Below are 22,858 nucleotides of genomic sequence, written 5' to 3' on the forward strand. Positions count from 1 at the left end.
AAAAAAAATATGGGAGCGGTCCGCCGGCGGCTACCAGTCCACGAAAAAGCCGGCCACGCCCACCAGCACGAGCACCGCGCCCGTCAGCTGCCGCTCGTGCCGGGCCAGTCCATCGACGTTGAGGCCCTGCAGGCTGCGATGGGCCAGCGCTACCAGCGTACACATGGCCGACACGGAGGCCAGCAAATACACGCTCATCAGCAGGGCCAGGGCCGCCGGGCCGTGGGTGCCGGCCGCTAAAAAGAAGGTCTGAATCTCCAGGCACGGGGCCAAAAACATCGTCGCGGCCAGCCCAACTACTAGGCGCCGGCGCGGGGTGCGCCGGCGCACGGGCCGCGGGTCAGGGTGGGTATGACCGGGGCCGGAAAAGGCGTAGAGTAGGCCGATGGCGATGAGCAGTAGCGGCGCAATCCAACTGGCAAATTGCTCGAAGCGGGCCGAGAGGCGCCACCCCAGCAAACCCAGCGCCACCCCGATGCCTACCGTGCTGAGCACGTGGGCGAGCCCGGCCACCAGCGTCACGCCCACCGCCCGCCGCAAAGGCCAGCCTTCGGCCCGCGCCACGGCCAGCACCGGGGCCCAGTGGTTGGGAATGGCGGCGTGGAGGAGGCTTAGCACAAAGGCACCGGTAAGTAGTTCAAGCATGGGAAGCGGTCAGGAAAGAGGCACCGCCGGTTACGAGGACAAACCTCGGGCTCCGGGCGATGCAATGCTATTGCATTGTTTAAGCAGCGGTTGGCGAGTCGCCCGCGCAGCGGGGGCAGAGGCCTTTCATCACCAGGCTGGTTTCCTGCACCTGGTAGGCCTCGGGCAGGGCAATGACCGGCACGGCCACCGCGGGCAGGCAGGCGGTTTCCCGGCAGCGGGTGCAGAAGAAATGCACATGCAAGTCCTGGTGGTGCTGGGGCGTGCAGCGGGGCTCGCACAGGGCGAACTTGACGGCGCCGCTGCCGTCCTCGATGCGGTGCACCAGCCCTTTGTCGGTGAAGGTTTTCAGGGTGCGGTGCACGGTGATGCGGTCGGCGGGCTGGAGCAACGCCTCCACGTCGGCCAAGCTCAGCGCCGCCGACTGCTGGACCAGCACGTCTAAGATCAGCAGGCGCATGGCCGTGGGCGTTATCTGCTTGGCGATCAGGGTGTCTTCGAGGGGATGAGCCATAGTAAAAGCGCAGCGGTGGGGAATAGGATTAAGCTACTACCAAAGGGCCGGTCAGGACCGGGGCCAAAACAAGATTACGGCCAGGCCCAGCAGCAGGATGGCTCCACCCAGCAAGTCGGACCGGTCCGCTCGGAAGCCATCAAAGTACCAGCCCCTCGCCCTGGACATGACCACGAAAATGCCGCCGTAGACGGCGTAGGTTTTGCCGAAGGCAGTGGGTTGCCACGTCGCCACCCAGCCGTAGAGTACGAGCAGGATGGCGCCCAGGAGCCCCATCCACCCGGGTCGGTCAGCCTTCAGCCACTGCCAGAAGCGGGAGCTACCCCCGATTTCGTAGAGTCCCGCCAGAATAACCATGGTCAGGGGTTGTAGGTACTGCCTGGTTCCGGGAAGAAGGTTGGTTGCTGGAGGAGAAAGGCCTCAATGGCCCTCACCTTCCTCCTCGGCGTTTTTCAGCTTGGCTAGCAGCGAGTAGGCGCCGTCCGTGACGAAGGTAGAGGTGGCCGGCACGGTCTCCGGCAGGGTGACTTCGGTGTAGCCGTCCTCGCTGCGCCCCAGTGTCACGGGCACCAGGCGGTAGCGGCCGGAGGCTTCCACGGCAAAGGCGTAGCTCTGGCCCTCAAAGCGTACTAGGGCGGCGTCGGGCAGGGTGGGGGCCTGGGTGCGGCCCGTTTCAATCAGGGCCCGCACGTAGAGGCCGGGCAGCAGGGCCGGGTCGTTTTCCTGGTCGAGGTGGCCGTGCACGCGCACGGTGCGGTCCTCCCCGATGGCTTTGCCCACCAGGTATACCCGGGCCGTGCGCTCGCGGCGGGAGCCAGTGGAGTCGCTGGCCAGGGTGAAGCGAATGAGCTGCCCGTTCTGCACCCGGGCCACGTCGCGCTCAAACACGGTGAGCTCCACGTGCAGGTGCTCGGGGTCCACGATTTCAAACAGGGCATCGGTGGCGGTCACGGCTTGGCCCACCGTCACGTTCACGGCCCGCACGAAGCCGGCCCGCGGGGCGCGGACGCTAGCCGTGGTGACTATCTTTCCTCCTACCGGCAGGCCCGCCAGCCGCAGTCGGGCCGCCTGGGCATTGGTTTGCACCTGCAGGGCCTGGTAGTCGGCCTGCGCGCGCTGGTAGTTTTTCTGGGGCGCTACTTCCTGCTCGTAGAGCTCCTTCTGGCGGGCCAGCTCGGTGCGGGCATACTCCAAGCGGGCGCGGGTTTCCAGGTAGTCCTGCTGCAGGGTCACAAACTCGGGGTTGCGGATAGTGGCCAGCACTTCACCCTTGCGCACCCGGGCGCCCTGCAGTAGTTCGGTATTGTCCACGAAGCCGCCCAGGGGGGCCGTGATGTTGACGGCACTTTCCGGCGGCACGTCCAGCGTGCCGTTCACGGCCAGGCCCGCGCCCATGGGGCGGGAGGCCAGGGGACCGGTTTTCAGCCCGCCAGCCTGCTGCTCGGCGGTGGAAAGGGTCACCATGTCGGCGGCTTCCTCCCCTTCGTGCGCTTCTTCCCCGGCATGACCACCGGCCTCGGTGGTGGTCTCAGCGTGGTCCGCGTCGGCGGTTTCATTTTCCTTACTGCAGCCGGCCAGGGTCAGGGCCAGCAGCAACGCTAGGGATGCTAGGTTCTTCATATGGATCAAGTCGAGAGATGGGTTATTGGACCGCCGTGCCGAGCAGGTAGTCCAGGTCGATAACGGTTTGGTTGTGCGCAAGCACGGCGTCCAGGTAGGCCGTGCGCACGCTCAGGGCGCGCTCCAGGTTAAGGAGCAGTTCGGAGTAGGTGGTTTCGCCGGCCTTGTAAGAGAGCTGGCTCAGGCGCACGATGGTCGCGGCCTGAGGCAAGCCCGTCTGCTCGTAAAACTGCACCCGCCGCTGCTGCTCCTGCAGGCGCACGCGCAGCTCGTCCAGCCGGGCGGCGGCCTCAGCCTGGTAGCGCTGGTACTGGGCCGTGGCCACCTGCTCCTGCAGCTGGGCGGCCTGCACCCGGGCCTTCTGGGCCCCGCGCAGCAGGGGAATGGCTACGCCGGCCTGCACGCTCTGGAACCGGTCGCCGGTCCCGTAGGTCTGGGAACGCCCGTCCACCTCGTAGGTGCCGCGCAGGGTCTGGTTGGTGTAGCCCACGTTTACCTGGGGCAGGCCCTGGGCCCGCTCCACCCGGGTTTCGGCCCGGCGCTCGGCCAGCTGCTGCCGCAGCGCCAGCGCCTGGGGCGTCGTGGCCAGCTGGGCGGTGTCCGTTGGGGCTGCCGGGGCCGCGAGGCGCTGCAGCGTGCTGTCGGCCACGGCCACGGGCTGGGGAGCTTGCAGCAGGGCTTGGAGCTGCCGCTGCGCCACCACCAGGTCTGCCTGGACCTGCGCCAGCAGGTTCTGGGTTTCCCCGTGCTGGATGAGCGCGTTAGCTGGCTCCAGGCGGTTTACTTCCCCGGTCTTAAAGCGTAGCTGGGCCGCGCGCAAAAACTCGGCATAGATGCTGTCCTGCCCGCGCAAGGTGCGCAGGCGGTGGCGGGCGTACACGGCCTGCTCGTAGGTCAGGCGCACCTGCCGGCGCAGCTCGGCCTGGACCTGCCGGAGCTGCTGCTCACGGGTGGCAATCTGGGCCTGGCTCAGGCCCGCCTGGGCCTTGTAGTAGCCCGGCAACGCCAGCGACTGGCCGATGCTGAGCACGTTGTCGGCCAGCGGCGAGTTCACCTGTCCGTAGTTGCCCAGCAGGGTGGTGCGGCCCACGTCAAAAGCCGTGCGGCGCAGGGCCTGCTGGGCTTCCAGGGAGCGTTGGGCAGCCTGCACCGTGCCGTTAGCCTGCATGGCCTGGCCCACCGCTTGGGTGGCGGTCAGCGGCCCCTGCGCCCGGGCTGCTGGGCTGCTGAGCAGTCCGCCGAGCACCAGCAGCACCACCGAAACCGGCACGGCCGCGGAGGGCTGCGGCTTTTCCTCTCCCTTTGGTTTCGCCTTGCGTTCGGACAGGGCGTAGAGCACCGGCAACACGAGCAGGGTGAGCAGGGTGGCGGTGACCAGTCCCCCGATAACCACCGTGGCTAGGGGGCGCTGCACTTCGGCGCCCGCTGACTGGGACAGGGCCATGGGCAGGAAGCCCAGCGAAGCGACGGTGGCCGTCATCAGCACGGGCCGCAAACGTACCTGGGTGCCTTCCAGAATGCGCTGATAGAGGTCCGTGCGGCCTTCGTCCTTCAGCTGGTTGAAGTAGCCGATGAGCACGATGCCGTTGAGCACGGCCACGCCAAAGAGGGCAATAAAGCCCACGCCGGCCGAGATGCTAAACGGCATGCCCCGCAGCCACAACGCCAGCACCCCACCGATGGCCGAGAGGGGAATGGCCGTGAAAATGAGCACCGACTGCTTAAGGGAGCCGAAGGTGAAGAACAGCAGGGTAAAAATGAGCCCCAGGGCCACGGGCACGGCAATGCTCAGGCGCTCGGTGGCCTGGCGCAGGTTCTCGAACTGGCCGCCATAGGTGGTGTAGTAGCCGGGCGCGAACTTGATTTGCTGCTCCACCCGGCCCTGCAGCTCGGTCACGACGCTTTCCACGTCGCGGCCCCGCACGTTGAAGGCCACGCTGATGCGGCGCTTGGCATCGTCGCGCTGAATCTGGTTGGGGCCTTCCTGCAGCTCCACCGTGGCCACCTGCTCCAGGGGAACCTGCTCGCCCGCCGGAGTGGCGATGAGCAATTGGCGCACCTGACTGATGTTCTGGCGCAGCTCGGGAGCCAGGCGCAGCACCACGTCGAAGCGGCGCTCCTGCTCAAAGAGCAGGCCGGCGCTTTGGCCGGCGAAGGCCGTCTGTACCGTGCGGTTCACGTCGTCGGCGTTGAGGCCGAAGCGGGCCAGGCGGTTGCGGTCGAGCTTGACTACGATTTGGGGCAGGCCCGTGACCTGCTCCACGTACACGTCTTCGGCCCCTTCCACCCGGCGCACCAGCCGGGCGGCCTGCTCGGCGTAGGAAGCCAGCTGCTGCAAGTCCTCGCCGTAAATCTTGAGCACTACGTCCTGCTTGGCCCCCGAAATCAACTCGTTGAAGCGCATCTGGATGGGCTGCTGAAAGCCGAAGGTAACGCCGGGGATGACGCTCAGGGCCGCGGCCATCTTGTCGGCCAGCTCCTCGCGGTTACCCGCGGAGGTCCACTTGTCCGGATCTTTTTCCAGAATCACCATCACGTCGGCTGCTTCCACCGGCATGGGGTCGGTGGGAATCTCGGCGGCCCCAATTTTGGCCACTACCTCCTGGACTTCGGGGAACTGCTTTTTGAGGATGGCGCCCGCCTGCAGGCTTTTGTCCACGGTGTAGCTCAGCGAGGAGCCGGTGAGCGTGCGCAGCTCCACGGCAAAGTCCCCTTCCGAAAGCTGGGGAATAAACTCCCCGCCCAGGGTACGAAATAAGAGCAGGGATCCCCCAAACAAAGCCACTGCGCTGGTCAGCACCACGGCCTTGCGGCGCAGGGCCCACTCGAGCAGGGGGCGGTAGCGGGCTTCGAGCCAGCGCATCATGCGATCCGAGAAATTGGGTTGGTGCGCCGTGTTGCGACTCAGGGCCAGCGCCGCCATCATGGGCACGTAGGTGAGACTCAGAATAAAGGCGCCAATAATAGCGAAGGCTACGGTCTGAGCCATGGGCCGGAACATCTTGCCCTCGATGCCCACCAACGCTAGCAGGGGCAAATACACGATAAGGATGATGATTTCCCCGAAGGCCGCCGAGGAGCGGATTTTGGAGGCGGCCGTGTAGGTTTCCGCGTTCATCTGCTCGCTGCTCAGGCGGTTACCCGGCACCTGCAGCTGCCCGCCGTGCAGGCGGTGCACGATGGCTTCCACGATGATGACAGCTCCGTCCACGACTAGGCCAAAGTCGATGGCGCCGAGCGAGAGCAGGTTGCCCGACACGCCGAAGAGCTGCATCATGGCAATGGCAAACAGCATGGCCAGCGGGATGACGGAGGCCACGACCAAGCCCGCCCGCCAGTTGCCCAGGAACAGGATGAGCACGAAGAGCACGATCAGGGCCCCTTCAATCAAATTGGTTTTCACCGTGCCGATGGCCCGGCCCACCAGCTCGGAGCGGTCGAGGTACACGTCGATGGCCACGCCCTCGGGCAAGGATTTCTCCACCGTGGCCATGCGCGCTTTCACATCTTTAATCACGTCGTTGGCGTTGGCGCCCTTGAGCATGAGCACGATGCCGCCAGTCACTTCGCCTTCCCCGTTCCGCGTCATGGCCCCGTAGCGCACGGCCGAGCCCAGGCGCACGTCAGCCACATCGCGCACCAGCACGGGCAGGCCGCCCGCGGTGTTGCGCACGACGATGTTGCCCAGGTCGGCTGCGTTCTCGGCCAGGCCTTCGGTGCGGATAAAGTAGGCCGTGGGCTTCTGGTCGAGGTAGGCGCCGCCGGCGTTCTGGTTGTTGGCGGCCACGGCCTGGTGTACCTGCTCGATGGTCACGTTCAGGGAGCGCAGGCGCGTGGGGTCCAGGGCAATCTCGTACTGCTTGAGCAGGCCCCCGAAGCTGGCCACGTCGGCCACGCCGGGCGTGCCCAGCAGCTGGCGCCGCACAATCCAGTCCTGAATCGTGCGCAGCTCGCGCGCGCCGTACTTCTTTTCAAAGCCGGGCTTGGCGCGCACCAGGTACTGGTAGATTTCGCCCAGGCCGGTGGTAACCGGGGCCAGCTCGGGCCGGCCGATGCCTTCTGGAATCTGGCTTTCGGCTTCGCGCAGGCGCTCCGCGACCTGCTGGCGGGCCCAGTAAATATCTACTCCGTCCTCGAAGACGATGGTGACCACCGAGAGACCAAAGCGGGAAAAGGAGCGCACCTCCTCCCGGTCCGGGATGGTGGCCAGGCTCTGCTCGATGGGAAAGGACACCAGCCGTTCGATGTCGCCGGCGGCCAGCGAGGGGGCCACCGTGTAGACCACGACCTGGTTGGTGGTGATGTCGGGCACCGCGTCAATCGGCAGCCGGCTCAGGGAGTATCCGCCCCAGGCGATGAGCGCCAGGGTCAGGATCCCAATGATGAGCTTGTTGTGAATGGAAAAATGAATGAGCCGGTCAAACATGCTGGCTGGGGAAAAAGGCTAGAAATCCTGACATAGGGCGGCCGGAGCACCGGAAGGCTCAACGACGGCAGGGTCCGGGCACCGCGAAACGGGTGCGCGCGTCACGGGAGCGGGCACCACAGGGCACCCGTTCCCAGAAGGGACCGGAGGAAACAGGAAACTAGGCTTGCGGAGGCTGCCAGATGGTGCCCGGCAAGTGCCGGGGCCCGGGGGGGGCTAGCCGGGCAAAGCGGCTGGGCGCGTAATACGTCCGGGGCTGCACGATCAGGGGAATACCCAGGGCAAGCGGCAGCGAGGTACTCGCGCAGCACTGACACTGACACATGGGGGTGCACCAATCCAGTCCCGCATGCGTACCGGCCTCCTGCTGCTGGGAGGCCGCGGTGACCAACGTCTGCAGGTTATCCGCGCGCACTGGCTCCCGGTCTACGCAGGGCAGACAAGCCAACACAGCGAGGTAACAGGCAAAAAAGATGGAGAGGAAACGCATGCAAGCAAGACGGGATGGTGCAAACCTACGAAATGCGCACCAATAAGGATACAACCAGGGGTTAATTTGGTAACTGCCCGGACAAGGTTTGCGAGTCAATCAGTCACTGGCCTAGCGGGCCGGTAAGCACGGGGACCGCGGTGTAGCAGCGCCGCGCTGCCGAAGAAACAGGGTCGGGCAGGCAATAAGTTTCCACGGCCAGCGCGCGGACCGAATTAGTCAGGACACTTCCGCGCTGCTGGTTCCGTGCGCTATCCTCCCTACCGGTCAGGCCCCGTTGCCGCCGCGCATCTGCGCGCCATCTACTACCTTACCCTGCCAGTAAGCCCCCCGTTTCTTTCGCTATCCCTATGGCGCACCTGCCTTCTTCCGACGCCGCCGGACCTAAGCCCCGCGGCCCCGACCACCGGCCGGGCGCTCACCCCCACGGGCTCGGGGCGGACACCCCCTACCTGCTGGTCTGGAGCGGGTGCCTGCTCCTCCATTTTTCTTTTGTCCTGGCCGAGGCGGCCGCCGGCTTCTGGGGACATTCGGCGGCGCTCCTGGCCGACGCCGGCCGCAACCTCGGCAGTGGGCTTTGTTTGGGCCTTGCCTGGTGGTGCGGGCGCCCGGCCCGGCGCTCGGGCCGGGGACGCTATCCTTACGGCTTCCACAGCCTGCCGATTCAAATCTCCCTCTTCACGGCGGTGGGACTATGTGTCCTGCTGGGCGTCCTGCTGCGAGCAACCATGGACTACCTGCGCTCCCCTGAGCCGGTGAGTGGCCTGCTGGTCGGGCTGCTCGCCGGCGCGGGCCTCCTCCTGCACGCCGGAACTGCCGGACTGCTGTTGCGCGGGCAGCAGGTCCGGGGGAACGGGCGCCGCGGCTGCCAGTACCTGTTCACGGATGCCCTGGTATCGTTTGGGGTGGCGCTGGGCGGAGCCCTCCTGTATGGCACCGGCTGGCCGTGGGTGGACCCTTTCCTGGCCGTGGTGCTGCTGGGCGTCATCGCCTACGGCTGCTGGGGCCTGCTCACCCCGAGCCGGCTGCTGCGGACCCGCGCGGAAGACACGGATGTAGCGGCGGTGCGCGCCTTTCTGCGGAGGCAGCCCGGCGTGCGGGAGGTGCATCAGCTGCATATCTGGCCCCTCACCCCGACGGACACCGCCCTGAGCGTGCACCTGGTGCGGCCCCGCCAGGACGATACCGCCTTTATAGAATACCTGCAAGAGGCCCTGCACAGGGAGTTCCACATTCGCCAGAGCACGGTGCATCTTGAACCCGAAACGTTGAGCTCGGGCACTCCTGGCGGGGGGTAGTAACCGGGGCGGCGCAGGAGGCGACGGCGGCAGTAAACCAGTAGGACCGGGCTTTTTTGTTTTTAGACGCCGGTGAAGGTTCTCAAGCTCGACAACGGGTCTGGCTGGGCAGCCCCCGGGTGGGGCTCCCGGCGGGCACCCCTCATTTGCTGAAAGGCGGCCAGGGCCTTTTCCCAGTGCGGGGTTCCGTAGGCCCGCAGCAGGGGGACCAGGGCCGGGGTCAGGGCGAAGTGCAGCCGGGGACTGGTGCACGGCAGGGTGGGGTTGTCGGGGTTGCGCAAGACCAGGCCCACGGCCACCAGCGGCTGCAGCACCTGCCCCCGCATGCGCACAAACGCGTGTTCGGTGGAAGCTTCACGCCAGTTATACACCGTGCGCATGAAGTCGCGAATGCCGCGGGCCATGCCTTTGCGCCCGTCGCTGGCTTCCACCCACGGGGTATCCGGGCCTACGCCAGCCAGGGCCAGCAGCGTTAGAGCCGCCAGCTTGCTGCACAGGGTCGTTGTCAGGTTCAGCGCGCTGAGGATGTGCTGAGCCTCGGTGACGCGGAGGTAATAGATTTCCATAGCTAAAAGGGTCGCTGGATTGGTCCCGGGTTAGAAGTAAGACGAGAGTCCCACTTGCACCGTCGCGGACCGAACCGCGGGGTTGCCCAGAAAGTCACGGGCCCACTGCGAGCGGTAGTTCAGGCGCACCACCGTCAGGGGGGAGGGCCGCCAGCTCAGGGCCGGCACCACGGCCCAGGTCTCGTCGCCGATGGCCCCGCCCGTTTCCGCGAACCGGTCCCGGTTCCAGTCCACGTATTCCAGGCGCAGGCCGGCATTGAGCACCGCGTTTTCGTAGCCGAACACCCGGCCCTTGCGCAGCGGCTGCACCAGGTCCAGGAAGCCGCCCATCTGGCGCCCCCCGTACTGCGGGGCGTAGTTGTCGGGCACGTTCACCCGCACCCAGGCCCACTCCCCGGTCAGGGCCGTGCGGGTGCCGGGCAGGGTGGTGTTGGCGTCCACGGCCCACACGTCGAGCCGGCGCCGCTGGTCCAGCACCAGGCCGTCGTCCTCGAACTTGTTATAGACCTGGCCCATGTGCGAGAGCCCCAGCTCGCCCACCTTCTGCCGGCGCAGGGCCACCTTGGCCGTGGTCAGCAGCTGCCCGTTGACGTTCTCCTCGAAGCGGTCGGGGTTGGCCTTGCTGGCGGGTAGAAAGGTGCGGCTCTCGGGGTTGTCGACGACCGAGTTGTCGAAGCCGTTGGTCAGGTAGGCTTCGTAGGCAAACACCCAGCGGTCGGTGTACTTTTTGCCGAAGAGGCCCGCGCCTACATTGCTCCAGGTGGCGGGCAGCAGCTGGGTGGCCGCAATCGGCCGATCCACGAACTCCCACTTCGGGCCGTCGTGGTTCTGGTTGAAGGCCCCGATGGGGTTCATCACGATGCCGCCGCGCACGTTGAGCAGGGGGCTGAACTCAAAGTCGACGGAGGCAAACTCAATGTTGATTTCCTTGGTGCCGTCCTCGAACTCGATTTCCGTCAGGAACTTCACGCGCTTGCTGATGGCCGAGGACACGAACAGGGTCACGCGGCGCATCTGAAACTGGTGGCCCTCGCCGATGCCGTCCGTGCGGCCGTTCTGGTAGTTGGCTTCCACGTAGCCGCCCAGGGCCACGGGCAGGCGCCCGGCCTGCAGAAACGGGCGGTTGTAGACCGCATCCAGGTTAAGCTGGGGCCGGCCCATAGTGTCGGCGGGCACGCGGCGCAGCCGCCCGGGGTCGCGCAGCAGCGTAGGGTCAATTTGCGCCAGGGCCGGGCCGGCCGCAGCCAGCAGCAGCAGGGTCAGGAGCGTCTTCATGACGCGGCCCGTAAGTCCAGGAATAAGTCATGGCCGGCCAGGCGGACCGGGAAGCTGCGCAGCGGCGCGGCGGCTGGCCCATTGGTGACCTGGCCGCGGCTGTCGAACTCGCTGCCGTGGGCCGGGCACTGCAGGGCCGTGCCGCTGGCCTGCAGCTCGGCTCCCTGGTGGGCGCACTGCATCCACAGAGCCGAATAGTCGGTCTCGCCGAAGCGGAACACGCAGATAGGAAAGCGCAGGGCCTCGTCGCGCACCACCACGAAGGGGCGGTACGCCACCGGCGAGCTGCCCTCAATGACAAACTCGCGCAGGGCCACCCGGACGCCGTCCGCGGTGAGCGTGGTAGCCGCGTAGCGGGTGGTAGCGCAGCCGCTTAGCCCGGTGCCCAGGGCCACTGCCCCGAGGCAGGCCCCGCAGCCGCGTCCGATAAATTGCCGACGATTCATAAGGATGGTGATAGGAAAGGGAGTCCGATTACAAGCTTTTCAGAAAGTCTACCAGCTGGCGCTGCTCGGCGGCGCTGAGCCGGTCGTACCGGTCGCGGCTGCCCGTGGCCTCGCCGCCGTGCTGAGCGATGGCGGCTTCGATGCTGCGGGCGCGGCCGTCGTGCAAGAGAAAGTAGCTGCCCCCCTGCGAGTTGGGTGAGAGGCCCAGGCCCCAGAGCGGCGGGGTGCGCCACTCGGCCGGCTGGGCGCTGCCTTCGGTGTAGCCGTCGTTGAGGCCGGGTCCCATGTCGTGCAGCAGCAGGTCGGTGTAGGCCCGCACGGGCCGGTCAGCGAGGGCCGCCACGGGGGAGTCACCGGTGCGCAGCTCCGGGGTGTGGCACTTGCCGCAGCCCACCTGCACGAACAGCTGCTCGCCGGCCAGCACGCTGACGCTGGCCTGCTCGGTTCCGCGGGGCTGGGGGGCTTTCAAAAACTTGAGGTAGGCCACCACGTCCTGCACTTTCTGGTTGCTCACCTCCGGGTCGAGCACATTGTGCGTGTTCGGATCGCGGTCTTCAAAAAAAGAGATGACCCCCATATCCTGATTGTAAGCCGAGGCCGTTTGGTGCAGCAAATCGTAGGCGGCGGCTTTTTTGCCGAAGCGGCCGATGTACTTGCCCGCGCGGGGCCGGGCGGCCGGCCGCAGGGTGGCGTAGTCAGGCACCGTGATCCAGTTGGGCCGGCCGCTGATGCCATCTCCGTCGCGGTCGTGGGGGTCGGCCAGGGCCAGCAGCGCGTCGTCGGGCACGGCGTCGAGGAAGCCCAGGCCGGTGTTGGCCGGGGGAGTGAAGCGGCTGTGGACCACGCCGGCCGGCAGCACCTCGGGCGCAAAGCCCGGTAGGGCGCGGTGCTGGAGCTGCGGCCCCTGGCGTCCGGCGAAGGGATTGCCCGTGCTGTCCACCTGCCCAAAGCGGGTGAGCGTGGTGGTGGGGTGGCCCTTGCCGTCGCCCGCGTGGCAGCTGCCGCAGCTGTTGCTCACGAACAGCGGGCCCAGGCCGGTGGCACTGGTAAACACCTCGTCGTTGAAGGCCACGTCGCCGCGCAGAAACTGCCCCGACTGTTCCGTAGTGAGGCCTTCCACCGGGCCGTCGAGCAGGGAGTCCTCGGGCGGGGGGGCCGTCATCAGGGTTTCGCAGGAAGCCAGCAGCGCGAGGGCGGGTGCCAGCCAAAACAAGGAGAAAGCTTTTCGACCCATAAGCGAGAGAAGGTACCGGGCAGGGGTTCGGCCGAGACTCTCCTAAAGGTATCAATTATTTTTAGACTACTCTAAAAATTTGTTTCGGGTTTGCTAAACCAGTCCTATTCGAGGTGATGCTGCCAGGGTAATTTTTTGAATGCCCGGCGCAAGGCGAAGGCCGCGGGGCATAGGGGCAGTAACCGCGGAAGGTGATTTAAGAAGGATGGGCAGAAGAAGGCTGTATAGTTCATGGGTTAGGGCAACCAAATCCAGCAGGACGTCGCCCGACCAGCGGCATACCTATGACCAGACCTAGTGGTGGGGTAGGCGTTGCGCTGGACCAGGCGCGAAGCCCTTTGCGCGCAAATTACGTACGGGTACCAAGGCGGCTCGTGACCCGCCCTTAGGAACCTCTTCCTCGTCTTATCCCGCTGCCTGGCCATGCTCACTGCTCCCATCAAAGACGCGCTCAACCAACAAATTGCCATGGAGGCGCAATCGTCTCAGGCCTACCTGGCCATGGCCTCTTGGGCCGAAATTCAGCCCGGTCTGGACGGGGTGACTACCTTCTTCTACCAGCAAAGCCAGGAGGAGCGGGTGCACATGCTCAAGCTCATCCGCTACGTCAACGAGCGGGGTGGCTTTGCCGTGGTGCCTGCCCTGGCGCAACCCGTCATCACCTTCCAATCCCTGCAGCGGGTCTTTCAGGACTTTCTGCAGCACGAAATCGCCGTCTCCACCAGCATCAACGAGCTGGTGGGCTTGGCCCTGCAGGAGCGGGACTTCGCCACCCACAACTTTCTGCAGTGGTACGTCTCGGAGCAGCTGGAGGAAGAAGCGCTGGCCCGCACCCTCAACGACAAGCTCGAGCTAGTCGGGGACGACAAAAGCGGCATTTACCTCTTTGATAAGGACATCCTGCTCTTTCGCGGCCATGTGGCCTCTAAGGGCAACGCCGCCCCAGGCTAAGGACAAATCCGTTCGCAGGGGGGACTTCCCTCCTAGCAGGCCTACAACACAGGTCATAGGACCTAGACAGTGGGTGGGGACGCCATGAAGAATAGCGCTCCCGGTGGTGGCGCGTGTGTCCTAGGTTACGACAATTTGTACTAAGCCCCCTTCTCAATCACCAAAGTCGCAACAGCGGCCCGTGAATACTTTTAAACCCAGCTACTGGCACGCTCAAGCTGGTAGGCAGCGTGAACAACTTGGAGAATACCCGCTACTTCACGCGCTGGGCCACGGGCTGTCCTAGCCCCGGGATCCTGCCAAAGGACGGCCGTAGCGTCTATTTAACGGTGGTCGTTAAGTGGTAAAGACACCGTTGTTCACGCCCAGCCCGATGAAAGTTAAAAGAGCTGTCTCCGAGTATGCTCACGTCCTGCGGGCGAGGGCACGGGCTTGGGCCTCTCGCTCGCGTACGATATTATCACGCAAGGGCATCGGGACACGCTCCGTGTGGAAAGTCCGGATGAGCTGCGCATGAGTATGTGCCTAGCGTTACCGCTGTCGAGTACTAACCTTCCGGGCAGGACCAGCTAGCGACGGGATAAAGCAGTGGATTCCGGGCCGAGGTTAACAAAATGGGCATGATAAGCCTAACGGCCACGTACTGGAGGAACCGGCAGCGAAGCAAACGTTACGAAAGCATTACATTCCGTTTCTGGGCGATCGCCTGCTTTAATTTCACCGTAGCTCCTGTCCGTTTATGGTTCTTGTTGGCCAGGGCTTTCTCTTCATTCGCTAGATGTTTTTATATAACTATCATACTTATAAGATATTACTGAAAACCCTTGACTTGTATTATGTAAACCTATATCTTAACAAAGTTAAATAATTTCGGTGTTAAGTTATATTTGTTATTCCATTTAATTTTAAATACTATGAGCGACTGGACTTTAATCTACATTACGGACTCCACTGGCACGGCTGTCGTGGGGTCCGTAGCCGATCTCACAAGAGCAGTACGCGCGGGTGCCGACGTCAAGGTTATCTACAATTCGGGACCAGGCGTTTGGTGGTCACGCTATTGCGAGTCGGTTTCGACGCGCGGGACTGGCTCCGCACGCTTAGTAAGTGCTACATATATGAGGGCGGCGGACACGAGGGTCGGGGGCACCGGTTTGGAGTTCGAGGTGCCCTTTGCCGTCGAGTACCATATCTACAACTCCAACGGCGTCTACTGGATGTCCAAAGCGGGCAACAGCACGTATCGGACCGTGCCGATGCGATGGTACGTCAAGGACTATAAATTACCGTCAATATTTGACCAAATCCGCGACATCCGCGACCGGGTTTTCCGGAGAAGGACAGAGGACAGGTGATCAGGAAGCAGTCGTGCTATAAAAATAGGCTGGAATTCATAAACAATAAACCATTTTAACGGCTAAAAGGCGGCTTCGCATTGCCTTCCCATTCAACGGATAAGCGGAAGTGAATAAATGAATATACTCTCATTGCAGAGCACTACTTCCTTAAGAGAGCTGCATAGCATGAGTTACCTAGAAGGAGCGGCCCTGACTGATTTTAAAATAATTAATATTCCGTTTCTGGGCGATCTCTCGCCAAGTCTTGTGCTCCTTCTCTCGCTTTAATTTCACCATAGCCGCAGCCCGTTTATGGTTGTCATTGGCCGGGGCTTTCTCTTTGCTGGCTGCTACACTAACGGGATGTTGTTCCCTGCCTAAAAACCTCGGAAGGCTTGCGCCCGTTCCGTTTGTTCTTCTCTCCCCAGCACCTCATCCTAATGGGATGGACGCGTTACAAACCCGGGAGCGCGAGGACACGCTGTTCCAGTCTGAGCCAACCGTAGCTGCGGCCTGCCCGGGGCGTTTGTTTCTAGGTGCGAGGTCTTACTGATCCCACCACACTTTGTCCGTCAGACCATCCAGGGAGCCTTGCTTTCCAACTTCGGGGCCATTCGTGGTGCGCTCGGTTTCGGGGTAAAGCAGGCGCAGAGGGCGAGCCGTCGGGGAGGGCGCCTGGGGGGAGTTGGGCAGGGCCGCCGGGAAGCCCAGGCGCCGGTAGTCGTTCCAGGCCTCGATGCTGCTGATACTGTTCAGGGCCAGCCACTTCTGCGTAATCAGCCGCTCCAGTTTATTGGGGGCCTGATCGTAGCGGACGGTGGGCTGCGCCAGGTAGGTAGCCACGGCGGCGGCGGCGGCGGGCACCTCCAGGTAGAGAAACGACTCCCGGATAGCGGCCTCGTACAGGCTGCGGGCCGTGGCCGTCGCCAGCCAGCCGCGCTCCGCGGCTTCGGCCTGCAAAAACAAGCTCTCCATCGAGCTCAAGAGCACCGACGGCTGCTGGGCGCTCTTAAAAAGCCCCCCCGCAAGGTTGTTGTTCTCGCGCGGACCCAGGAACGTAGACGTGTTGGCCCGGTTGAAGGTGGTGCCGCTGGTGGCCGGGGCGCCGAACACGACGCCCCGGTACTGGCCGGCGCTGGTGCGGGCATACAGCCGGGCCAGGCGCGGATCGTTCAGGCGCTGGTACTCGCTGAGGATAAACTCGGTAGGGCGCAGGTCGGTGAAGTTGGCCGTAACTATGCCGGCGGCCGTGCGGTAGTAGGCTTCCCAGAACGGGTTCTGCTTGCCGGCTGTGACCAGGTAGCCGGGCTGCACGTTGGCGCTTTCGCCCGCGTTCAAAAAGCCGCTGCCCTCGGCCTGAATCTTGGCCAGCTCGGCCTGCACGTAGGCGCCGGTGCCGGCCTGGCTCTGGCGGAGCAAAGCCCGCAGCTTCACGGTGTTGGCCAGCTTGAGCCAACGCGTCATGTTGCCCTGAAATACCACATCGTCGGGGCCGGGGCGGGGAGCGGTTTGGGGGGCATTTTTGATGTCCTGCATGCCCTCCGTGATGAGGTCTACGGCTTTGCCGTACACCTGCTGGCCGTCTTCGTAGCGGGGCGTGAGGCGGACGGTACCTTGCAGGGCGTCGTCGAAGGGGATGTTGTTGTACAGATCGACTAGGCGCAGAAAGTGCCAGCCCTGCATGATCTTGGCGATGCCGGCGTAGTTGGGCGAGTTGGTGCCCTCGGCTTCCTGGCGCAGCAGCTGATAGGTGAGCAGGGTCGTGTAGCCGTTTTCCCAGAACGGAATACCGTCGCGGCCGTCGGTGATGGCGACCAGGCTGTAGGCTTTCTCCTTGGTGAAGAGGTTGGCGCCCTCGTTGGTGGTGCCCCAGTAGCCCCCCCACAGCGCCCCTAGCTGGTTCAAAGCCACGGTTTCTTCGTTTACCGTGCTCACTAGCGCGGCCGGCAAGCGCAGATCGGCGGGCACGGCTACGGCCTTGTTGGGGTTATCGTTGACGTCGAGAAAATCCTCGCAGGCCGTCAGGGTCAGGGTGCTCAGGGCGGCGAGGGTCAGGGTGAGCTTGGTAAGCGTGCGTTTCATCATCACAGAAATAAGCGGTGGCCGGCCGGATTAAAGCGTCAGGTTGACGGTGAAGCCCACGCTGCGGAAGGGCGGCACTTGGCGGAAGCTCAGGTAGCCTTCGGTATTGTTGTAAGAGTATTCCGGGTCGCCGTACACGTTGTCTTTGGCGCGGATGGTGAACAGGTTTTGCCCTACCACGCCCACGGTCGCTTCTTTCACTAGCTTCTGGCGGCCCAGCAGACCGGGCGGCAGGGAGTAGCTCACTTGCAGCTCGCGCAGCTTCAGGAAGTCGGCGCTGGCGGCGTAGTTTACCTGGTAGGGGGCCACGTAGCCGTTCCAGTAGGCCTTGCCGCCGCTCTGGGTGGGCACTTCAGTGTTAGGCATAAACACGCCGGGGGCCGTTTCAATCACCGAGTTGGGAATCACGAAGGGCTGGCGGTCGTACTGCACCGTGAGCGGACTGGTGCCGCTGGTAATCATGCGGTTGGCAATTTCGGAGTACAAAAAGGCCCCCTTGCGCCAGTCGAACTGGGCGGCCAGGCGCAGGCCCTTGTAGTCGAGCAGGGTGTTGAAGCCCATCTGGTAGGGCGGCACCATGGTGCCGCGGTAGGTGTCCTGGGGGGCGGCAGACGGGTAGCCGGTGCGGGCGTCCACGATAACGCGGCCCTCGGGGTCGCGGCGGTAGTCGCTGAGCTGGAGACTGGGGTACGCCTGCCCCTTAATGGCGTAGGCCTGGCGGAATTTATTTACCGACGTCAGGTCGCCGTAGAGCTCCTTGACCTGGTTGTCGATGTGGGCAAAGTTGAAGCCCACGTTCCAGCGCAGGTTAGCGCTGCGCACCACGTCCCCGCTGAGGGTGGCCTCGATGATGTTGTTAGTCAGGCGGGCGGCATTCACCCGGGCCGAGCGGTAGCCGGTGGCGGCCGAGGTGGTGGCCGTGAAAATCTGGTCGCGCGAGTCGGAGTACACGTAGCCGGCCTCCAGGTTCAGCCTATCCTCAAACAGCCCGACCTGAAAGCCCGCCTCGTAGGAAGTCACAAATTCGGGTCGAATGTCGGGGTTGGGGTACACCGTGCCGGGCAGGTAGCCGGCCAGGCCGCCGAAGGGGAAGCCGTTGCCCTGGCTGTACACGTTTTGCAAAGAGTAGGGGGCCAAATTCACGTTGCCGGTCTTGTTATAAGAAGCGAACAGCTTGCCGAAGGACAGCACCCGGCTGTCGCGCAAAGCCGGAATGGCCTCGTTGAAGACGAAGGAAGTGCTTACGCCGGGGTAGAAGTAGGAGCGGTTCTCTTCGCTCAGCACCGACACCCATTCCTGCCGCCCGGTGAAAGTCAGGAACAGGAAGTTGCGGAAGCCGGCCGTCAGCTCACCGTAGCCGGCCACCTGCCGGTATTCGGTGATGGCCGCGCTGCCCGTGAGCTCGCCCACCCGGTTTTCGGGGTTGAATAAGTCTGGCACGACCAGGGCCGAGGCGGCCAGGCCGGTGGATTTGGTGTTATCGGTGCGCAGGTTCTGGCCGGCGAGTAGGCGGAAGTTGAAGTCGCCAAAGGTCTTTTCCGCGTTCAGAATCAGGTCGCTGTTGAGGCGGCGGAAGGTTTCGCTGCCGTCGCTGACGCTGCCGGCGATGTTGCGCCGGCCGGTGCCCACAAACTTGCCCACGGTGCTACGCGAGTCAGTGCTGGTGTTGAACAGGCCGACGCGGTAGACAGCGCGCAGCCAGGGCCGCAGCTGATAGTTGAACTCCACCTTGCCATTGAGGGTCTGTTGCTCGCTGAGCTGGCGGTTGTTGGCAATCTGGAAATAAGGGTTCTGCTGCATGTCGGTGAAGAAGCCCGATGGATTGGCCAGGGGGTTAGCCAAATCTTGCAGCTCGTGAAACGGCACGTTGGCCGGCATCTGGTAGGCGGTAATCCAGGGGCCGTCGGGGGTGGTTTCGGTTTTGCTCTGCACGTAGTTGAAGTTGTAGCTGGTGGCGAGCTTGCCGAAGGTGCGCGAGCCGTTAAAACGCCCCCCCGTGCGGCGGGTTTTGTCGCCGGGAATGATGCCCTTGGTGTTTACATCCTGCAAGGAGAAAAAATAGGTGCTTCGCTCGTCGCCGCCCGAAAATGAGAGGTCGTTTTGCTGGGTGGTGGTAGTTTGAAACAGGTCTTCCTTGAGGTTATCGACCGGGGCGTACGGCAGCTCCCAGCGGGTGCCGTCGGCCAGGGCGGACCCCACCGGGCGAGTTTCGCCGTCGAAGCGCGGCCCCCAGGATTCAAACTGGGTGGGATTGTACACGCCATCGACGCCCATGCCGAACTCGTTCTGGGTGGGGGGCAGCAAGTATACTTGCCCGAAGGTGCTGGTGTTGGTGTACGACACCCGCGACTGGCCCCGCTGCCCGGTTTTGGTGGTCACCAGCAGGGCGCCATTCACGCCCTCCGAGCCGTAGAGGGCGGCGGCGTTGGCCCCTTTCAGCACGTTGATGCTTTCGATGTCGTTGGGGTTGAGGCGGTTGATGTTGGGCACCGGTACGCCGTCCACCACGTACAGGGGGGCATTGTTGCCGCTGATGGAACGCGCCCCGCGCAAAAGCACCTGCACCTGCGGGTCCACCTTGCTGTCCACGAGGTTAATGCGCAAACCGGCCACTTTGCCCGACAAGCCCAGCAATGGATTCACCACCCGGCCCTGGTTCAGGCGGTCCGTCTCGATCTGCTGGTTGCCCCCGCCCAGCTCCCGCGCCGAGCGCTTAATGCCTAGGGCGCCGGTCACGACGACCTCCGCCAATTCCGTGACGCTTTCGCTTAAAGATACGGTGACCAGCTCGGTGCTGGTATTCACCGTTACCTCGCGCGGGCTGTAGCCAATAAAGGAGAATAGCAGCACCTGACCGGGCTGGGCGGGCAAACTAAATCGCCCCTCCGCGTCGGTGGCCGTACCAGTGGATGTTTCCTTGACCACAACGGTCACGCCTGGTAGGGCATTGCCGGAGGTCTGCTCCAGCACGGTGCCCGTTACCGTGCGCTGCTGGCTCCAGGCCGAAGTAGCCGTTAGCAGCAGGACGGGAATTACCCGCGCCGTGCGCTGGACAAGCGATGAGCTAAGAAAGAAAGAAAGGTAGGAGTACGTCACGGCAGCGAACGAAAAATGCAGCGTAGCAAACCGGTAGTCTCTGCGCTACTCAAACACCTTTGGGGAGGGGCTTGTGGCTCTCATACTACCTAGCACGGGGGCAAAGGCATATATAGGCCTAGTGTCAGCGATGATTTGCTTATTTAGAATTTGTTTAAACTGCCGCAAACTTAAAGTGGATGGGTACTATTTCCTAGCCTATTTAGATTAAATATAAATTAATTAGCTGTACAAAATGACTTCGCCCACCCTATATTGAAGAGGGCGCGCCGGGGAAGGTTCGAAGAAGCCTATCAATTTCAATTAGAAGGATGGATTACGTTTTTCTTTCGGAAAACTTCACCAGCGCATCCTCCAAGGTGCGGTAGCAGGATTGGAAGCTCTACCGCTGGGTACGCACATACCAGGCGCTACCGACCCCTTAGTCCGAAGGTTAAACGGGTGGGTTGGCCGGGGCTGATTTGCGGTGGGCGTGGATGATGACCTTACGGTGGCGCAAATATTTGTAGAGGGTAACTTTGGAAATGCGCAAGCGCTGGGCAATCTCGTTGACGCCCAGTTGCTGCTCCCGGTAGAGCGTTTCGGCAATGATGGCCGTGCGCTCGGCTTCTTCGGATAGTCCCCGCTGGCGGCCGCCCACCCGGCCCCGCGCCCGGGCCGAGGCCAGCCCGGCATGGGTACGCTCGCGAATCAGCTCCCGCTCGAACTCGGCCAGGGAGGCGAACAGGTTAAACACGAGCCGGCCTTGGGCGGAGGTCGTGTTGATGGCATCGGTCAGGGAAACTAGTCCCACCCCCCGCTGCTGCAAGTCGCCCACCACCTGCAGCAGGTGCTTGAGCGATCGCCCCAGGCGGTCGAGTTTGTAGATGATGACCGTGTCGCCGCGGCGCAGTTGCGTGAGCAGCCGCTCCAACTCCGGGCGGCTGGCGCTGGCCCCGGACACCTTTTCCTGGTAGATGGTTTCGCAGCCGGCCTTGTGGAGGGCATCGAGTTGCAGTTCCAGGTTCTGGTCACGGGTGGAGACGCGGGCGTAGCCGATGTTCATGGGGCAAAGTACAGTTTATCCGTGCCGAAGGTACCCTTATTTGTACTTTGATTGCTGAACAAGTTTTGTGAACCAAATCGACTGGTTTTGGCTTCGGTTCCTCGGGTCGTAGGCGCTAGGCCGGTTTGTTCAGTTATACGTTCGTTTCAGTGAACAAACCAAGCGACTTGTGTCGTCCTAAAATAAGTTGACCGTTGTCCGATCCTGGAATTTTGTTGACGGTTTTGACTACGAAGTATCACATGAATTAGTGTGATTCGGTGGGTTCTTTCGAGGCATTATAGCGCTTGGGCTTCCAACGCTTTTTCAGTGGTTGTTCACTGCCATGAGCTACTGCCGGTGTCAGGTAGTCACAGCTCATGTGAGGCCGCAAATGGTTGTAGTTCCGGATACTTCTCTCCACTGCCCGAGCCGCTTCCTCAAAACTAGTGAAGACCTGATTCAGTCGAAAGTCGGTCTTCAGAATGCCATTCACTCGTTCAGCAATGGCATTTTCATAGGGGTCACCGTATTGGCTCATGCTGATGGCAATGCCCGCTTCTTTCAGTTTGCGGATGTAGAGGAAGCTGCAGTACTGGCTTCCCCGATCCGAATGATGAATCAGCGTCGTTGCCTGTGGTCGTTCCTGGTGCAAGGCCATCTCCAGCGCTCGCAAGCATCCTTCGCTGGTCAGCAACGGGTGCAGGCAGTAACCCACAATCAGCTTGGAGTAAGCATCCGTAATCAAGGATAAATAGCCAAAGCCCAACCCGATACAGAGATACGTGATGTCGCACACCCAGACTTGCTGGGGTGCCGAAATCAGCTGATCGGCGAGCAGATTGGGATACTTCTGCAAGCCATGCGCTGAGTTCGTAGTTTTTGGTGCTGACCGTTTGTGCCGGAGCGTAAGCCCATGAGCTTGCAGCAAACTGTGCAGCTTATCCCGGCCCATTCGAATCCCACTTTGTGCGAAAGGCTCTTGCAGTAGCCAGTAGAGCTTGCGGGTTCCTAGCCCAGGAATCTCTTTGCGTAGGGCCACGACCAGGTCCAAGACGAGCATGGATTGGCTGTGGGCATGTTGGGTGTAGTGTTCACGTTGATGAAAAGCTTGTCGGCTCACACCAAACAGTTGGCAAAGGCGGCCGACGCTCACCTTGGCAATCTCGTTGTAACGGAGCTTTTGTACTGTTTGGTACCAGACTTTTTTCGGATCGGGATCTTGAGTTCTTTTTCCGCTACCTCAATCATGGTGTTCAGCGCCAGAATCAGCAAGTTTGCTTGTTTCAAAGCCTGCTCAAGTTCGGTATTGCGCTGCTTCAAGGCCTGCATGTCCTGCTTTTGCGTGGTCGTCATGGCAGGTAAGGTAAGCAGCCCTGTTTGGATCTTGCGCTGGTACAGACTCACCCAGTTCCGCAATGTGTAGCTGTTATGGATATCCAAATCGGCCATGACTTGGCTAGGCTCCTCGCCGCCAAAGAGAATACGAAACACGGCTGTTTCTCGGAGTTGTTCGCTATACTGAAAGCGAGTCAGTAAATCCTGAATGTGGTCTTGCATAAGGACAGTTTTAAGGGTGAAAAACTGTCAACTTATTTCCGGACAAGACAACTTTCGTGGTAATCCTAAATTTAGTTTATTCTGGGCTCACCGGCACCGGCGGTTTGTAGTGTGTCGTCCTGAAAACTGTGTCGTCCTTAAATAAGTTGACCATGCCGACTTACAGCCACTGCGTCTACCTAAGTCTAGATTTATTGGATAACAGTTCTTACGTCTGCCTGCTACTCTGTGTGGGCACCGCGTCAGGCTATGTTGTCGTACTAGATAATAGAGGCCTTGCTGGGCAAAGCATTC

17 protein-coding genes are annotated in these 22,858 nt (G+C 62.6%); 2 read left to right on the top strand and 15 right to left on the bottom strand.

What is annotated here, in order from left to right; translation table 11 throughout:
• Window positions 1-30: 30 nt before the first annotated feature.
• The 6 genes from IEW06_RS20155 to IEW06_RS20180 all read right to left on the bottom strand — a co-directional run bounded on the left by IEW06_RS20155 (window position 31) and on the right by IEW06_RS20180 (window position 7,695).
• The gene (locus IEW06_RS20155; protein WP_187734634.1) at window positions 31-645 is read right to left on the bottom strand and encodes a hypothetical protein; all 615 of its coding nucleotides are present in this window, start codon (window positions 643-645) and stop codon (window positions 31-33) included.
• Window positions 646-724: 79 nt separating this feature from the next.
• Window positions 725-1,159 (bottom strand): Fur family transcriptional regulator, encoded by a 435-nt coding sequence (locus IEW06_RS20160; RefSeq protein WP_188548848.1) that lies wholly within the window; start codon window positions 1,157-1,159, stop codon window positions 725-727.
• 51 nt (window positions 1,160-1,210) lie between these two features.
• Complete coding sequence (locus IEW06_RS20165) at window positions 1,211-1,516, bottom strand: YnfA family protein (protein ID WP_187734636.1); 306 nt, start codon at window positions 1,514-1,516, stop codon at window positions 1,211-1,213.
• A 63-nt stretch (window positions 1,517-1,579) separates the two neighbouring features.
• Window positions 1,580-2,779 carry an efflux RND transporter periplasmic adaptor subunit gene (locus tag IEW06_RS20170; protein WP_188548849.1) on the bottom strand — a complete coding sequence of 400 codons (1,200 nt, stop codon included), beginning with the start codon at window positions 2,777-2,779 and terminating at the stop codon, window positions 1,580-1,582.
• A gap of 22 nt (window positions 2,780-2,801) precedes the next feature.
• Window positions 2,802-7,205, bottom strand: coding sequence for a CusA/CzcA family heavy metal efflux RND transporter (locus IEW06_RS20175; RefSeq protein ID WP_188548850.1), 4,404 nt, complete (start codon window positions 7,203-7,205; stop codon window positions 2,802-2,804).
• Window positions 7,206-7,365: 160 nt separating this feature from the next.
• Window positions 7,366-7,695 carry a DUF6660 family protein gene (locus IEW06_RS20180; RefSeq protein WP_188548851.1) on the bottom strand — a complete coding sequence of 110 codons (330 nt, stop codon included), beginning with the start codon at window positions 7,693-7,695 and terminating at the stop codon, window positions 7,366-7,368.
• Window positions 7,696-8,045: 350 nt separating this feature from the next.
• Between IEW06_RS20180 and IEW06_RS20185 the strand changes: the two genes are divergently transcribed.
• Complete coding sequence (locus IEW06_RS20185) at window positions 8,046-8,993, top strand: cation diffusion facilitator family transporter (protein ID WP_187734641.1); 948 nt, start codon at window positions 8,046-8,048, stop codon at window positions 8,991-8,993.
• Between the two features lie 62 nt (window positions 8,994-9,055).
• On the opposite strand, the gene IEW06_RS20190 is transcribed toward IEW06_RS20185, so the two are convergent.
• From IEW06_RS20190 to IEW06_RS20205, 4 genes are read right to left on the bottom strand one after another with little or no spacing between them, the layout of a single operon-like run.
• Window positions 9,056-9,559, bottom strand: coding sequence for a hypothetical protein (locus IEW06_RS20190; RefSeq protein WP_187734642.1), 504 nt, complete (start codon window positions 9,557-9,559; stop codon window positions 9,056-9,058).
• Window positions 9,560-9,589: 30 nt separating this feature from the next.
• On the bottom strand, window positions 9,590-10,834 hold the full coding sequence (locus IEW06_RS20195; protein WP_187734643.1) for a hypothetical protein: 1,245 nt from the start codon (window positions 10,832-10,834) through the stop codon (window positions 9,590-9,592).
• On the bottom strand, window positions 10,831-11,280 hold the full coding sequence (locus tag IEW06_RS20200) for a Rieske (2Fe-2S) protein (RefSeq protein ID WP_187734644.1): 450 nt from the start codon (window positions 11,278-11,280) through the stop codon (window positions 10,831-10,833). The genes IEW06_RS20195 and IEW06_RS20200 overlap by 4 nt, the downstream gene beginning before the upstream one ends.
• Window positions 11,281-11,308: 28 nt before the next feature.
• Window positions 11,309-12,514 carry a di-heme oxidoredictase family protein gene (locus tag IEW06_RS20205; protein WP_188548852.1) on the bottom strand — a complete coding sequence of 402 codons (1,206 nt, stop codon included), beginning with the start codon at window positions 12,512-12,514 and terminating at the stop codon, window positions 11,309-11,311.
• A 423-nt stretch (window positions 12,515-12,937) separates the two neighbouring features.
• On the opposite strand from IEW06_RS20205, the gene IEW06_RS20210 reads away from it, so the two are divergent.
• Window positions 12,938-13,465 carry a ferritin gene (locus IEW06_RS20210; protein WP_187734645.1) on the top strand — a complete coding sequence of 176 codons (528 nt, stop codon included), beginning with the start codon at window positions 12,938-12,940 and terminating at the stop codon, window positions 13,463-13,465.
• A 1,883-nt stretch (window positions 13,466-15,348) separates the two neighbouring features.
• On the opposite strand, the gene IEW06_RS20215 is transcribed toward IEW06_RS20210, so the two are convergent.
• The 5 genes from IEW06_RS20215 to IEW06_RS20235 all read right to left on the bottom strand — a co-directional run bounded on the left by IEW06_RS20215 (window position 15,349) and on the right by IEW06_RS20235 (window position 22,564).
• Window positions 15,349-16,887, bottom strand: coding sequence for a SusD/RagB family nutrient-binding outer membrane lipoprotein (locus tag IEW06_RS20215; RefSeq protein ID WP_229743196.1), 1,539 nt, complete (start codon window positions 16,885-16,887; stop codon window positions 15,349-15,351).
• 27 nt (window positions 16,888-16,914) lie between these two features.
• Window positions 16,915-19,980: a SusC/RagA family TonB-linked outer membrane protein gene (locus IEW06_RS20220; RefSeq protein WP_229743197.1), complete on the bottom strand. Its 3,066-nt coding sequence runs from the start codon at window positions 19,978-19,980 to the stop codon at window positions 16,915-16,917.
• Window positions 19,981-20,413: 433 nt separating this feature from the next.
• Entirely contained in the window at window positions 20,414-21,025 is a 612-nt protein-coding gene (locus IEW06_RS20225; RefSeq protein WP_188548853.1) for a recombinase family protein, read from the bottom strand.
• A gap of 247 nt (window positions 21,026-21,272) precedes the next feature.
• Window positions 21,273-22,160, bottom strand: a complete 888-nt coding sequence (locus IEW06_RS20230; RefSeq protein ID WP_187734646.1) for an IS3 family transposase — start codon at window positions 22,158-22,160, stop codon at window positions 21,273-21,275.
• A complete protein-coding gene (locus IEW06_RS20235; protein ID WP_187734647.1) occupies window positions 22,157-22,564 on the bottom strand; it encodes a transposase in 408 nt (135 codons plus the stop codon). Before IEW06_RS20235 ends, IEW06_RS20230 begins: the two co-directional genes overlap by 4 nt.
• Window positions 22,565-22,858: the final 294 nt, after the last annotated feature.

Source organism: Hymenobacter qilianensis, from assembly GCF_014638675.1.
GTDB classification, from domain to species: domain Bacteria; phylum Bacteroidota; class Bacteroidia; order Cytophagales; family Hymenobacteraceae; genus Hymenobacter; species Hymenobacter qilianensis.